The sequence below is a fragment of the Actinomadura macra NBRC 14102 genome (assembly GCF_001552215.1).
Lineage (GTDB): Bacteria > Actinomycetota > Actinomycetes > Streptosporangiales > Streptosporangiaceae > Spirillospora > Spirillospora macra.
Genome location: NZ_BCQT01000002.1, coordinates 1 through 13,907, shown reverse-complemented (window position 1 = coordinate 13,907; position 13,907 = coordinate 1). Strand labels below are relative to the sequence as shown.

At 70.6% G+C, this 13,907-nt stretch carries 10 protein-coding genes; 6 read left to right on the top strand and 4 right to left on the bottom strand.

What is annotated here, in order from left to right; all coding sequences use genetic code 11:
* Positions 1–52 precede the first annotated feature (52 nt).
* Positions 53–1,021: an alpha/beta hydrolase gene (locus AMA02S_RS01245; protein WP_067450214.1), complete on the bottom strand. Its 969-nt coding sequence runs from the start codon at positions 1,019–1,021 to the stop codon at positions 53–55.
* A 288-nt stretch (positions 1,022–1,309) separates the two neighbouring features.
* Between AMA02S_RS01245 and AMA02S_RS01240 the strand changes: the two genes are divergently transcribed.
* Entirely contained in the window at positions 1,310–1,669 is a 360-nt protein-coding gene (locus tag AMA02S_RS01240; protein WP_067450211.1) for a YkvA family protein, read from the top strand.
* Here AMA02S_RS01240 and AMA02S_RS01235 read toward each other — a convergent pair.
* Positions 1,666–2,409 carry an IclR family transcriptional regulator gene (locus tag AMA02S_RS01235; RefSeq protein ID WP_067450208.1) on the bottom strand — a complete coding sequence of 248 codons (744 nt, stop codon included), beginning with the start codon at positions 2,407–2,409 and terminating at the stop codon, positions 1,666–1,668. The two genes, AMA02S_RS01240 and AMA02S_RS01235, sit on opposite strands and share 4 nt — an antisense overlap.
* Positions 2,410–3,839: 1,430 nt before the next feature.
* Between AMA02S_RS01235 and AMA02S_RS41200 the strand changes: the two genes are divergently transcribed.
* The 4 genes from AMA02S_RS41200 to AMA02S_RS01210 all read left to right on the top strand — a co-directional run bounded on the left by AMA02S_RS41200 (position 3,840) and on the right by AMA02S_RS01210 (position 8,875).
* Positions 3,840–4,040: a hypothetical protein gene (locus tag AMA02S_RS41200; protein ID WP_157430310.1), complete on the top strand. Its 201-nt coding sequence runs from the start codon at positions 3,840–3,842 to the stop codon at positions 4,038–4,040.
* Between the two features lie 138 nt (positions 4,041–4,178).
* Positions 4,179–4,427 (top strand): TFIIB-type zinc ribbon-containing protein, encoded by a 249-nt coding sequence (locus AMA02S_RS01220; RefSeq protein ID WP_067450198.1) that lies wholly within the window; start codon positions 4,179–4,181, stop codon positions 4,425–4,427.
* A 184-nt stretch (positions 4,428–4,611) separates the two neighbouring features.
* Positions 4,612–6,399, top strand: a complete 1,788-nt coding sequence (locus tag AMA02S_RS01215) for a fatty acyl-AMP ligase (protein WP_067450195.1) — start codon at positions 4,612–4,614, stop codon at positions 6,397–6,399.
* A gap of 10 nt (positions 6,400–6,409) precedes the next feature.
* Positions 6,410–8,875: an MMPL family transporter gene (locus AMA02S_RS01210; RefSeq protein WP_067451430.1), complete on the top strand. Its 2,466-nt coding sequence runs from the start codon at positions 6,410–6,412 to the stop codon at positions 8,873–8,875.
* Positions 8,876–8,895: 20 nt separating this feature from the next.
* Here AMA02S_RS01210 and AMA02S_RS01205 read toward each other — a convergent pair whose 3' ends face one another.
* Positions 8,896–10,128 carry a glycosyltransferase gene (locus AMA02S_RS01205; protein ID WP_067450192.1) on the bottom strand — a complete coding sequence of 411 codons (1,233 nt, stop codon included), beginning with the start codon at positions 10,126–10,128 and terminating at the stop codon, positions 8,896–8,898.
* A gap of 10 nt (positions 10,129–10,138) precedes the next feature.
* Positions 10,139–11,821, bottom strand: a complete 1,683-nt coding sequence (locus AMA02S_RS01200; protein WP_084264412.1) for an MFS transporter — start codon at positions 11,819–11,821, stop codon at positions 10,139–10,141.
* A 270-nt stretch (positions 11,822–12,091) separates the two neighbouring features.
* On the opposite strand from AMA02S_RS01200, the gene AMA02S_RS01195 reads away from it, so the two are divergent.
* The coding region (locus tag AMA02S_RS01195) for a beta-ketoacyl synthase N-terminal-like domain-containing protein (protein ID WP_245667299.1) at positions 12,092–13,907 on the top strand (1,816 nt) is incomplete at its 3' end.

Sequence of the window (13,907 nt, the reverse complement as noted above, 5' to 3'; positions counted from 1 at the left end):
GGGGTCGGGTTGTGGTTCGAGCTCTGCTGGGGTGCGGGGCAGGGCTTGGTGGTCAATGAGGGTGGGCGGCGGTGGCTCTGGGGAGGGTCTCGTCGGGGTGGAGTGGGGCCGGGTTTTGGGTGGGTGGGGTCGGTGCGGGGAGGTTGAGTTGGATGGGTGGGATGTCCACGGGTGAGCGTGGCCGGGGTTCGGCCAGGCCGTCGCGGAACCAGTCGGTGAGGACGCTGTCCACGCGGACGGCCTCGGTGATCGGGGGGAGAGCCTCAGTGCCGGGTTCCGGGGTCAGTGCGTGGCCCATGCGGAGGGTGACGGATTCCGCGGCGGGTGCTCCGGCCTCGCGGAGGCGGTCGCACAGGGCGGTGACCTCGCCGGGTGGGACGACGCGGTCCTTGGCGCCGGCGACGAAGAGCAGGGCCGTGTCCTGTGCGGCGATGTCGTCCGCCAGGGAACCGAGGTCGAGGCGGTCGGCGAGTGCGCGGGCACTGTCGGTCCAGGTTCGGTCGCGTCCGGCGCGTGTCTCGACGGCGCGTGCGGCGCGGGACGGGGCGATGACGGGTGCGATGAGCGCGGCGGTGGTGATGGGCAGGGTGCCGCGCGCCACGGTGAGCAGGGCCGTCGAGGCGCCCGCGCTGAATCCGGCGAGCCCGAGCGGGCCGTCGGGAAGGCCGAGGTGGTGGCGGATCTGGGCGACGGCGTCGGGCAGCCCGTCGACGGCACGTTCCACAGCCGCGCCGTAGGCTTCGATGGCCTCGGTCTCCAGGATCGCGCCCGAGCCCAGGCCGCCGGGCGTCTGGACCGGCAGGTCCATGAAGACGCGCCAGGCGGGCACGCCGGTCATCGGGACGGCGGCCGCCAGCGCGCTCGCCGTTCGGGGCGGGTCGAAGCCGGGCCACGCGACGATGAGGCCGGTCGGGCCCGAAGCGACGGCGTCCACCGCGGTCGGCGGCAGGGCGATGTAGGCGACGCCCGCGACTGTGCCATGGACGGGCAGCGTGAAGTCGATCGAATGGTCGCCGCTCATGTCGTTGGTCAGCTCCCGCAGTGCTGGACGGCCAGGCCAGGGAGGCGGCGCTCCTCCCCCGAAGTTAGAGGTTCCCCTATCTCATAGTTGCAGTGGGCGTGGGGCGGCGCGGCTGAATTGGCGTGAGAGTGATGCAGAACTCACTTCGGGTAACTGAATTCGTGGACCGTCGTGGAAGGTGAGCGGTCTCAGGTCGCATCAAGGGGAACAATTCGGGCACTTGTCACGTCGTAGTAAGTCGTGGGCGTTGCGGGGGCGCGCCCTCTGAACGTGTGAAGAGGAGGGTCTGTGGACAGGAAGCGCAGTGCGGCCGCCGGGCAGGCATGGCAGATCTACAGCGAGACCCTGCAACCTGATGCACCGGGGCTGTTGGAGCGCGTCCGCGCCGTTCCCCGGATGTTGAAGTCCGTCCTGCGGGGTCAGTACAAGGGCATGTCCTTCGGGACGCTTGGACTGCTGGTGCTGGGCATCGTCTACATCGTGTCTCCGATCGACGCCATTCCGGACGTGTTCCCTGTCGTGGGCATTGTCGACGACACGGGCATGGCCCTGTGGCTGGCGGCGGCCCTCGTCAAATCCGCCGGGGACTTCGTCATGTGGGAGCGTGGCGGCCGTCCCACCGTGGTGGTCGGGGAGCCCGTCGACTAGGGCGGCCCCAGCTCCTTGGCGAACCGCTCAGCGGCGTCCCGCATGATGGGTACGACGTCGGCGACGGTCTCGCGTGTCATGCGCGCGGACGGCCCCGACACCGAGAGCGCCGTCAATGTGGGTGCGCCGAGCAGCGGCACCGCGACGCATCGCACGCCGATCTCCTGTTCTTCGTCGTCCACCGCGTAGCCCTGCTCGCGGATGCGGGCCAGTTCCGTCACGAGGGCGTCAGGGTCGGTGAAGGTGTTGGGTGTCTGTGATTCCATGCCCGTTCGGGTGAGGATCTCCCTGACCCTGTGCTCCGAGAGCTGTGAGAGCAATGCCTTGCCGACCCCGGTGCAGTGCGGTTGGACGCGCCGTCCCACCTCGGTGAACATCCGCATCGAGTGCTTGGACGGAACCTGCGCGACGTAGACGGCCTCATCGCCTTCGAGTACAGCCATGTTGGCCGTTTCGCCCACGTCGTCCACGAGCCGGCTCAGGACGGGCCGCGCCCACGACCCCAGCAGGCGGCTCGCCCCCTCCCCGAGCCTGATCAAGCGCGGACCCAGGGCATAGCGCTTGGACGGCTCCTGCCGTACGTACCCGTGGTTCACGAGCGTCCGCATCAGCCTGTAGATCGTCGGCATCGGCAGCCCGGAGACCTCCGTCAGCTCCGACAGCGTGATCTCGCCGCCCGCGTCCGCCATCTGTTCCAGCAGCTCGAACGCGCGCTCCAGTGACCGTACGGCCTCTGCCACAGGTTTCCTCCCTCTCCGCGATCATCTGATTCTACGGAGAAAATATTTCGCCATACGAAAGAGGGGTGCCACGTTACTCGCGGCCACCAGGTGGCAATAACTGTCTACGCCCGGCGTCCATGTCGCCGCCCCCCTGGCAGCCGCAGGAATGACGGAGAGGGGATCGGGTGCACACGGGGGGCCGAGGGAGACGCTTGGGCGCGATCGTAGCGGGCTGCATGCTCGCCGTCTCGCCGATGACGCCGGCGAGCCCGTCCGCCGGCGCCTTGACCGGCGCATGGGAACCGTCACCGGTCCGTTTATCGACCGACCTGGTCATGGCCGGCGGACGAGGCAGCGGTTCTGACCTCACGATGACCTACACGGCGCGTGTCCACGCGGCCGGTGGAATCGCGCGCGACACCGTCATCCTTCTGATGGCGCAACGCCCCATGTCCTGGACGAGACACTCACCGGGCTGCACAGTCTCCGCCCAGCAACTGCGCTGCATCCTGGGAGACACCGGGCCGTCTGTGAATGAACGAACGGCCACGGTTCGTATCCCCGCGTCCGCCGCAGCGATGGAGACGCTGAGTGTCGTCATGACGGCCACCGCCGCCAACACGTCCTCGCGTGTGGTCCGGGCGACGTTCTCACTCTCTGGTGGTGCGTTGTGCGTCCCTGACTCGTCGCGTGCGGTCACCACGTCCGTCCGGCCTTGCCAGGACGAGAGGCCACCCACGCCCGTCGACGAGCCGCCTCCTAGCGTGAGTGCGAACCCCGCGCCTGCCGAGGAGCCGCCCGCCAGTGCCGCGCCGAGTCGACCTGATGCTGGATGTCACAACGGCGCGCCTGGTCGCAGGGCCGGGAATCCGTGTGCCAAGCCCGCGCCTGTTGAGCAGCCACCTACCGGCGGGAGTGGCGCTGGGTGTCATGGTGGCAAGGCTGGGTTCCCATGCGCTGGTGACAAGCCCTCGTCAAGTGGGAAGCCCAAGGTGCACAGTCCCAAGCCTGGGGGTTGTCACAGTGGCCAGGCCGGAGTTGGTGGCGCGTCTAGTGGGAAGTCGTGTCATAGCGGCAAGCCCCGGACCGAAAAGCCCCGGACCGAAAAGCCCGCTGCCAAGGGTTGCCATAAGGGCAAGGCCCAGGGGAAGCGGGTTGTGGGTAGGCCGTGTCACGGGGCGTCCTCATCCCACGGTGGTGCTTCGAAGGGTGGCGCCGGCAGTGTGGCGGGGGTGTGCCGGGGAGCGTCCTGCCCTGGAGGGACGGTAGAGCCGCACAGTCAGGCTGGTTCGGAGTCCGGGAGTCCACGGGAGTCCGGGAGTCCACGGGATCCCGCGAGTGCGCCGGGCGGGCCGGAGTTGCCTGTCGCGCCGTCGGCTCCGATGGTGTTGCCGCTGGTGAAGACGCCGGGGCCGGAGAGCACACAGCCTCGGGCCGGGGAGAGCCGGATGACCCTGATGTCGCCGACCGCGATGGACGAGGGGGACGGGACGGACTGGGCCGTCGTCCTCGGGATCGCGCTCATGGCGGAGGTCGGGCTGCTGTGGGCGGCGGCATGCGTGGGGTTGTGGCGGCGGCGGGTGGCGTTCGAACGGACCCTGGACGAGGGACGGGACGACGAGGGACGGGACGAGACGGTGGAGGAGTAAAGGCGGCGGCGACGCTATCGGGGGATACGCCGGTTCTGGACAGCCGATCTGTGTCCGCACACCGTGCCACATGGGTGGACGTGTCGGTAAGCTGACCGGCTGACAGTGAAGGCTGCCGTTACGGACAGGGGATCCGGTATGTCAGACGCGTCGCTGCAGTGCCCGAAGTGCGAGTCGGGCCTTGACACCCATGAGCGTCACGGGGTGGTGATCGAGGAGTGCCCGGGGTGCAAGGGCGTGTTCCTCGACCGGGGTGAGCTGGAGCAGCTCATCGAGGCCGAAGGCCGCTACCTCGCCGAGCTTCCGGACGCGCCGGAGCCGGGGGCGGGCTACCAGGGCCGGCACCGGCGGGGAATCGTGGAACAGATCTTCGCCGCGGAGGGGTAGCGGCCGGTGACGGCGCGGACGCCCGGGTGTTCGGGGGTTCGCCGCTTGTCACGGGGGTGACAAAGCCGCCGCCGGCCACTGTGAGCGCGGGGCGATATCGCGCGATGCCTACCATCGGGTAGCTTCCCTTCATCGTCGCGCCTCCTCCGATGGCCCGCCCGGCCCGTCCCCTCGGGAGAGATCAATGGCACTGGGCTCGCTGCTTCCCGAACTCCGGCCCGGCGGCTCCGGCCGTACCCCGCTGATCGAGCGGCTCGCCAGGTGGGCCAGAGAGAAGCCCGACGCGCCGGCCTTCACCTTCGTCGACTACTCGCTCGACCCGTCCGGAGTGAAGACCACGCTGGGGTGGGGGGAGGTCGAGCGGCGGGCGCGGGCGATGGCGGCGACGTTGCGGCGGGTCACCGGGCCCGGGGAGCGGGCGGCGCTGCTGCTGCCGCAGTCTCTCGACTACCTGATGACGATGCTCGGCGCGCTGTACGCGCACGTGGTCGCGGTGCCGCTGTTCTCCCCTGACCTGCCGGGGCACGCCGAACGGCTGATCGGCGCGTACGCGGACGCGGAGCCCACGGTGGTCGTCACGACACGGGACGCGCTGCCGCAGGTGGAGAGGTTCCTCGCCGACCACGACGTCCCGCGGCCGAAGGAGATCGTGTTCGCCGGGGAGGTCGATCCCGGTCTGGCCGGCGAGTGGCGGGACGAGCCCGTGGGGTTCGACGACCTGGCCTACCTGCAGTACACGTCGGGTTCCACGCGGCGGCCGGCCGGGGTGGAGATCACCCATGGGAACGTGACGGCCAACGCGGTGCAGCTGTGGTCGGGATGGGCGCCCGGGAAACCCGACCCGGAGCTGGTGAGCTGGCTGCCGCTGTTCCACGACATGGGGCTGATCGCGACGATGGCGCTGCCGCTGGTGTACGGCGACCATGCGATCTTCACCGACCCGGTGTCGTTCATCATGAACCCGATGCGGTGGATGAGGCTGATCGCCGAACGTCCGGGGAAGAACGTGTACACCGCCGGGCCCAACTTCGCTTACGAGTACGTCACGTCCATGGGGTCGGCGGAGAGGCTCTCCGGGCTCGATCTGTCCGGGCTGACGACGTGCCTGAACGGCGCGGAGCCGATCCGCACGTCCACGCTGTCGACGTTCGCGGACGTCTTCGCGGGTGCCGGGCTGCGGCCGGGCGCGCAGGCGCCGGGGTACGGGTTGGCGGAGGCGACCGTTTTCGTCACCGCGGCGGCAGAGGACCGTCCCCCGAAGGTCATCACTGTGGATCGGGAGGCGCTGACGCGGGGCACACTGCGGTTGCGCGAGGACGGGTCCAGCCTGCTGGTGTCGTGCGGACGGCCGTCCGGTCAGTTCGTCGCGATCGTCGATCCCGAGACCCGCACGGAGCAGCCGGACGGTCGTGTCGGGGAGATCTGGGTGCATGGGCCCAACACCGCCGCCGGCTACTGGCGCAACCCGGAGCGGAGCCAGAGCACGTTCGGCGGTGAGCTGTCCGAGCCGGGCGCGTTGCCGTCCGGGCCTTGGACGAGGACCGGCGACTACGGTCTCGTCCACGAGGGCGAGTTGTATGTCACGGGCCGCATCAAGGACCTCATCATCGTGGACGGCCGGAACCACTATCCGCAGGACATCGAGCTCACCACGCAGGAGGCACACCTCGCCGTCCGCCCTGACCACGTCGCAGCGTTCGCGTCGCAGGGCGAGGAGACCGAGAAGCTCGTCATCGTGGCCGAGCGCAACAGGCGCGTCCCGCTCGGCCGGCTCGACCTGCGCGAGGTGGAGACGGCGGTGCGCGCGGCCGTCACCGTCGAGCACGAGATGAGCGTCCACGACTTCGTGCTGATCGAGCCGGGCGGCGTCTCCCGCACCTCCAGCGGGAAGATCGCGCGTGCGGCCACCCGGCGGCGCTACCGGGACGGCGCGCTGCCGACGACCGCCGCTCGCCTGGCGTCACGCCGGTAGCATCCGCGACATGCTTTCGGGGCTGGGGCGGCTCATCCACCGGCGGCGCTGGTCGAGCCTCGTGCTGATCCTGGTGCTGACCGGGGTGGCGGGCGCCTTCGGTGTGGGCGTTCTCGCCAAGTTCAAGGCGGGCGGCTTCGAGGACCCCGACGCCTCGTCCACGCTGGTCACCAAGCTCGGCGGGACCTATTTCGGCAACACCAGCCCCGACGTCCTCGTCCTCTACAAGAGCGACACCATGACGGTGGACGATCCGCGCTACAAGGCCGCCGTCGTCACCACGATCGCGCGGCTGCCCAAGGCGCGGGTCGCCGAGACCATCTCGTACTGGTCGATCGGCGGCAAGGGCGCGGCGTCGTTCGCGTCCCGCGACCGGCGCGAGACGTTCGTCGCGGTGAAGCTGCGCGGCGAGGACGATCCCGCCAAGCTGAAGAACTACAAGGCGATCAAGGACGCGCTTCGGGCGCCGGGGCTCGGCACGCGGTTCGGCGGCGGCATCCCGCTCGGCCAGGAGTTCGGCGAGCAGGTCACCGCGGACATCGTGCGCGCCGAGACCATCACCGCGCTGCCGCTGCTGCTCCTCCTCATGATCCTCTTCGGCGCCTTCGCCGCCTCGCTGCTGCCGATGGTCGTGGCGGTGTTCTCGATGATCGGTGGCCTGGCCGTCCTGCACATCGTCACCTACGCAGCGGACGTGACCTCCTTCGCCCTGGAGGTCGTCACGATGATGGGTGTCGGTCTGGCGATCGACTACTCGCTGTTCATCATCAGCCGTTTCCGGGAGGAACTGGACCGGAGTGTGACCGCGGAGGGTCTTGATCCTGGGAAACCGTGGACACGGGAACGCGGTCAGGCGCGCAAGGACGCGAAACAGGCGCACCAGGAGGCCATGCGTCCGCCGCGGGAGGCCGCCTTGGGCGCGACCATGGCCACCGCCGGACGGACCATCATGGTCTCCGGCGTCACCGTGTCCGCCGCGCTCGGCGGGCTGCTCCTCTTCCCACAGATGTTCCTGCGGACGATCGGGCTCGCCGGGATAGCCACCGTCATGGTGGCGGTCTTCGGCGCGACCGTGTTGCTGCCCACCCTCTTGGCGCTTCTGGGGGCGCGCGTCGAGTGGGGACGGATGCCTTGGCGCCGTTCTACATCGAGGCGCGTGCGCCTCGGGGTGGAACACAGCCCGGACAGTGGTTTCTGGTACCGCCTGGGCAACAGCGTGATGAAGCACCCGCTGCCCTACTTCGCGGCCGTCCTGGTCATCCTCGGTGTGATGTTCGGCCCGTTCCTGAACGTCCAGTTCGCCAGCCTCGATGCCCGTGTGCTGCCCAAGGACAGCGCGACGCGGGCCGTCGCGGAGACCGTCAAGCAGAACTTCCCCAACGGATCCGCCGAACCCATCGACGTGGTGGTGTCTGGGGACTTGATCCCCCGTAACTGGAAACCCGTCCGCAAGGGCGACAACGTCCCGCCGTACCTGGAGGACTTCCGGAGACGACTGGGGGCGCTGCCCGGTGTGGTCGACGCGCAGTTCACCGGTTACTCGGGCGAGTACGGAGGCGTGCGCATCTCCGTCACGCACAAGTACGAGCCCATGGACCGGCGAGCGCAGGACCTCGTGTCGACGGTTCGAGGGATGAGCCTGTCCAAGGACGGCTACCCGATGCATATCGATGTCGGCGGCAGCACGGCCGCGCAGATGGACCTGATGTCCAGTCTCATGCGCACCCTGCCGAAGATGGCGCTCGCCGTCGGGCTGGCCACGTTCGTCCTGCTCTTCATGTTCTTCGGCTCGCTCGTGCTGCCGTTGAAGGCCATCGTGATGAACGTGCTGTCGATCGGCGCGTCCTTCGGCGCGATCGTCTGGGGCTTCCAGTACGGGCATCTCGCCGGCCTGCTGGACTTCACCCCGACCGGCGGCGTCGAGGCCACCAGCATGATCCTCATCCTGGCGGTCGTCTTCGGGCTGTCCATGGACTACGAGGTCTTCCTGCTGAGCCGCATCCGTGAGGAATGGGACCGCACCCACGACAACCGCGTCGCCGTCGCGTCCGGAATGCAGCACACCGGCGGCATCATCACCAGCGCCGCGCTGCTGTTCCTCGTGGTCATCGCCGCGTTCAGCATGGCCGGCATCACCGTCGTCAAGCTGATCGGCGTCGGCATGTTCGTCGCCGTCGTCGTGGACGCGGCGCTCGTGCGCTCCCTCCTCGTCCCGGCCACGATGCGGTTCATGGGTTCGGCCAACTGGTGGTTGCCGGGCCCGCTCGCCGGCCTGCACGCCCGCATGGACCTGCGCGAACGGGCCGGCCCGCCGGGCGTTGTGGTGGCCGCCCCGCCGCTCCCGGACGACCAGCCCTTCCCCTACGCCGTGCGCTGGGAACAACCGATCCCCGACCCCGCGAACCGCGTGAAACGCGAAATCGTCCCGTCCCCGGACGGCACGGCCTGGCGCTGGAGAAACACACCGGAGTCGTGAGGACGGGACGGCCGTGAGCCTCAGCAGAGGAGGTTGTCGATGATCTCGCGGGCGCGGGCGACTCCGTCCTCGTCCTGGATCCGGCGGGCCGCGGACTTCGCACGTTCGGCCATCTCGCCGTCCTGGACGGCGTGCCGGATTCTTGCCGCCAGCCGAGCGACCGTGAGGGTGCGGAAGGGCAGCGGGCGCGGGCCGGCGCCCAGCGCGGCGACGCGTTCGCCCCAGAAGGGCTGGTCGCCGAAGAACGGGCACACCACGGACGGGACACCCGCGCGCAGCCCGGCGGCGGTCGTGCCCGCGCCTCCGTGGTGCACGACCGCGGCCGTTCTCGGGAACAGCCACGAGTGCGGGACGTCCCGGACGGCGAGGACGCGCTCATCCGAGCTGGCCGGGTCACCCTGCACGACGCCGCGGACCCCGGCGAGTCGGAGCGCCGTCCGGACGATCTGGCCGGTCAGGCGCGCGTCCTTGGGGACCATGCTGCCGAACCCGACATAGACCGGCGCAGGCCCGGCGGCGAGGAACTCCGCGACCTCTCCGGGAGGCTCCCAGTCGGGCTCGTCCAGAAACCAGTATCCGGTCATGGTCACGTAGGGGGGCCAGTCCTTGGGGCGGGGCACCACGACCGGGCTGAAGCACGCCAGTACCGGTGCCCTGTCATGGCGGGCGCCCTGCATGGGGATGCGGTGGAGTCCGAGGACCTGATCCCGCCAGGGGTTGATGAACGGCCGCGACAGCTGCCACGCGATCTGTTCGACCGCGTGGAAGCTCGTCCGGTTCGCCCACGGGCCGAGCAGCCGCGCCTGCGGGACGAACGGGTGCGGGAACGCCGTCGTGGGCTGGCTCGGCTGGAAGTGGATCAGCGCCCAGGGGATGCCGAGGTGCTGCCCGATGTGCTCGGGAAGAAAGGCCAGGGTGGGGCCCAGGACGAGGTCGGCGCCCTTGCAGGCGTCCAGGCATTCGGCGAGCAGGCGTTCGGCCAGCGGCCGGAGGATCCACCGGAACCCGCGGAGGAATGTCACGGGGTTCCGTCCGCCGGCGAGGAGTTCCTGCCCCGCGTCCGATTCGAGGATCTCCGTCGGGTCCACCGTGAGCGGTGCGAGTTCGAGTCCCGCGGCGGCCGCCATCGGTGCGTACCGGGCACTCGCGACGAGCCGCACCTCATCGCCCGCCGCGCGTAGGGCCCGTCCCAGCGCCACGCAGGGTTGGATGTCCCCCCGCGACCCGGCAGAGAAGATCACGATCCTGCGCACCGTCGTCCCCTCACCATGCGTCGTTGCGCGGGCTGACCTGCGTCTCGCCCGTCGGGTCGTCGTCGGGGACGTAGGGCTCGTACCAGCCTTCGGGAGGCGCGGGCCAGGGGAGCGGTGCGCCGGTCCAGGTGAACTCGTCCGGCGGTTTGTCGGGATGGCGGGGTCGCCGCCCGTCCTTCCAGGAGATGGTCAGGGGCTTGTTCGCGGCGGGGTCCGCGGTGGTCTGGAGGGCGGGCGGCGGGTCTCGCGGAATGACGCCGACACCGGCGAGGACGGGATCGGGGCGGTCGGTGACGAGAGAGGGCCGCTCGCCGGTCCGGGGCCGGCGGCGGGGGAGGGTGAGCCCGCTGATCAGGCCGCCCACGAGGACGAGGACGGCACCGAGGACGAGGCCGGCGGAGGTGCCGTCCCGGAACGTCTCCAGTGCGGCGGGGCTCGCGCCCTCATCGGGGACGTGGTGGACGAGCAGCCCGAGGATGGCGATCCCGAAGGCGCCGGACGCCTCGCGGACGACGTTGATGACGCCACCGGCGACGCCCGCCCGCTCCTCCGGGACGGACCTCAGGACGTACATCACGAGGGGCATGCCCAGGGCGGCGCCGACGCCGACGACGAGGACGCCGGGCATGAGGTCGGCGTAGCCGTCGCCGCGCTGGAGGGTGGAGAACATGACCATGCCGAACGCCATGAGCGCGAGGCCGCCGCCGATCGCGGGACGGGGACCGAGCTTGGCGGCCAGCCAGAACGCGACGGGGGTCATCACCATGATCGTGATGGCCGGGGGCAGCAGGACGAGCCCGGCCCGGGGCGGTGAGAAACCGAGGTAGCGCTGGAGGAACGTCGCGGAGTAGAAGACCATGCCGTTGAAGCCGATGCCGTACAGCATCTGGGACGCCAGCCCGCCCGCGAAGACCCGGTTGCGGAAGAACCGCAGGTCGATCATCGGGTCCGGGGCCCAGCTCTCGACGAGGACGAAACAGCCCAGCGCGAGGGCGGCGAGGGCGAACACGCTGATGGCCGACGGGTCGGCCCAGCCGTGCCGGTTGCCGTTCTCCAGCCCGAGGACGAAGGCGAACAGCATCGTCGTGCAGATCAGGAGGCCGGGCAGGTCCACACGGGCGTCGCGGTCGTCGGCCGTGCCGCTGAGGACGACCAGGCCGAGCAGGATGACCAGGACGCCGGGGACGATGTTGATGAGGAAGATCCAGCCCCAGTCCCACCGCTGGACGATGAACCCGCCGATGGCGGGGCCGAGGGCGGTGGCGCCCGCCGCGGCGCCGACCCAGACGATCGTGCCGAGGGAGCGCTGCCGGTCGGTGCGTCCGACGGTGACCATGACCTGGGTGGCGGGCAGCGCGAGCGCGGCGCCGGCGCCCTGCACGACGCGGGCGAGGATCAGGGTCGCCGGGTCGGGGGCCAGGCCGCAGACGGCGGACGCGGCGGTGAAGACGGCCATGCCCGAGACGAAGACGACGCGGCGGCCGAAGACGTCGGTGAGCCGCCCGCCCGCGATCATCAGTGCGGAGAACATCAGGATGTAGCCGGTCGCGACCCAGTCCTTGGCCGCGTTGGACATTCCGAGGTCGCGCATGATGGTGGGCAGCGCGTTGGCGACCACCGTGTTGTCCATGGTGATCATGAATGCGCTGACGGCCACCACCGCCAGCGTCCACCGGTATCGGCCGCGGGTCACTGTCCGTCCGACGTGTCGTCCCGGTTGCGTCGGGAGATGGCGCTTCCCCCTCGACGCACTGGTCGCTATCGTCACTACATGTTGGTGACCGGTCACTCACCTGCCGTGTGCCCGGGAACCTCAACTATCCCATCGAGCCACACCGACTACTCCTGAGTCTTGTCATCACCGTGACAAGCGGGGACGGAGAAAAGTGGTCTGGATGCGCATCGTGAGCCGGTCACCGTGGGACAAAGTGGTCCCTCCGCTTCGATGAAGGATCCCGGTTTCATGGGGGGAACCCACGGCATGCAGAGCAACGATCGTTCCGGATCCGCGCCGACCCCCGCCCGGGACGACTCCCCGATCAGCGAGGACGCGCTCCGCCGGTATCTGATCGAGCAGATCGCGCGCCGCTCCCGGGTGCCCGCCGCCGAAGTCGATCCCGACCGTCCGCTGGAGGAGTTCGGCCTGGCCTCCCGAGACGCCGTCGCCATCGCGGGCGAGCTGGAGCAGATGCTCGGCCGCGCCCTGCCCGCCACGCTGGCCTGGGAACATCCGACGATCGACCGACTCTCCGCGGCGCTCACCGGAGCCCGGCCCGTCCCCGCACCCGCCCTCGCGCCGGGGCCCGCCGCCGCCCACGAGCCGATCGCCGTGATCGGCATCGGCTGCCGCCTCCCCGGCGGCGAGCGTGACCTGACCGGCCCCGAGGACTACTGGCGTTTCCTCACCGGACGCGGTGACGCGATCCGCGAGGTCCCGGACGGCCGCTGGGATCCCTACGACGACGGTTCCCCCGAAGTCGGCGACCTGCTCGCGAGGACGACGCGCCGCGGCGGATTCCTGGACGACCTCGCCGGGTTCGACGCGCGGTTCTTCGGCATCACCCCGCGCGAGGCGGCGGTCATGGACCCGCAGCAGCGCCTCGTCCTGGAGGTGGCCTGGGAGGCGTTCGAACACGCGGGCATCGGCCCGGCGTCGCTGCGCGGCAGCCGCACCGGGGTGTTCGTCGGTGTTTCGGCGCCGGAGTACGCGGCGTTCACCGCCTCCGATCCGGCCGCGCTGGAACCGTTCACGGCGACGGGCGCGGCGCCGGCCATCATCGCGAACCGGCTGTCGTACCTGCTCGATCTGCGCGGCCCCAGCATGGTCGTCGACACGGCGTGCTCGTCGTCGCTGGTCGCCACGCACCTCGCGGTGCAGGCGCTGCGCGGCGGCGAGGCGGACATGGCGCTCGCGGGCGGCGTGAACCTGCTGCTGTCGCCGGCCGTCACGATGACGTTCGACCTCGCGGGCGGGACGGCGGCGGACGGGCGCTGCAAGCCGTTCGACGCGTCCGCGGACGGGATGGTCCGCGCGGAGGGCTGCGGCGCGCTCGTCCTGAAGCGGCTGCCGGACGCGGTGCGCGACGGCGACCGGGTCCTCGCCGTCATCCGGGGCTCGGGCGTGAACTCCGACGGGCGCTCCAACGGCCTGGTCGCACCGAACGCGGGTGCGCAGCGGGCGCTGCTCCGCGCGGTGTACGCGGCGGCGGGCGTCGCCACCCGCGAGGTCGACTATGTGGAGGCGCACGGGACGGGCACGTTCCTCGGCGACCCGATCGAGGCGAGGGCGCTCGGCGAGGTGCTGGGCGCGTGCCGTCCGGCGGACGAGCCGCTGCTGATCGGCTCCGCCAAGTCCAACCTCGGGCACCTGGAGTCGGCCGCCGGCGTCGCGGGACTGATCAAGACCGTGCTGGCGCTGCACCACCGGACGATCCCGCCGAGCGTGCACTACGCGAAGCCCAACCCGCACATCCCGTTCGATGATCTGCGGCTGATGGTCGTCGCGGAGCAGACGCCCTGGCCGGAGCGGGGCCGTCCCACCCGCGCGGGCGTGTCGGGTTTCGGGTTCGGCGGGACGAACGCGCACATCCTGCTGGAGGAGGCCGCTGCGGCGAAGCGGCCCGTCCGTCCCGCCGCCGTCCGCACGTTCCCGCTGTCGGACACCACCGACGACCGCGTTCGCGACCATGCGGCCGTCCTCGCCGGGTGGCTGCTGTCCCACGCCGACGTCGAGCTCGCCGACCTCGCGCGGACGCTGCACCGGCGCGGCGGCCGCGGCC

Coding starts and splice junctions, on each gene's coding strand:
- AMA02S_RS01210 (WP_067451430.1), top strand. CDS start 6,410: ATGCTTTCGGGGCTGGGGCGGCTCATCCACCGGCGGCGCTGGTCGAGC.
- AMA02S_RS01245 (WP_067450214.1), bottom strand. CDS start 1,021: ATGAGCGGCGACCATTCGATCGACTTCACGCTGCCCGTCCATGGCACA.
- AMA02S_RS41200 (WP_157430310.1), top strand. CDS start 3,840: ATGACCCTGATGTCGCCGACCGCGATGGACGAGGGGGACGGGACGGAC.
- AMA02S_RS01220 (WP_067450198.1), top strand. CDS start 4,179: ATGTCAGACGCGTCGCTGCAGTGCCCGAAGTGCGAGTCGGGCCTTGAC.
- AMA02S_RS01215 (WP_067450195.1), top strand. CDS start 4,612: ATGGCACTGGGCTCGCTGCTTCCCGAACTCCGGCCCGGCGGCTCCGGC.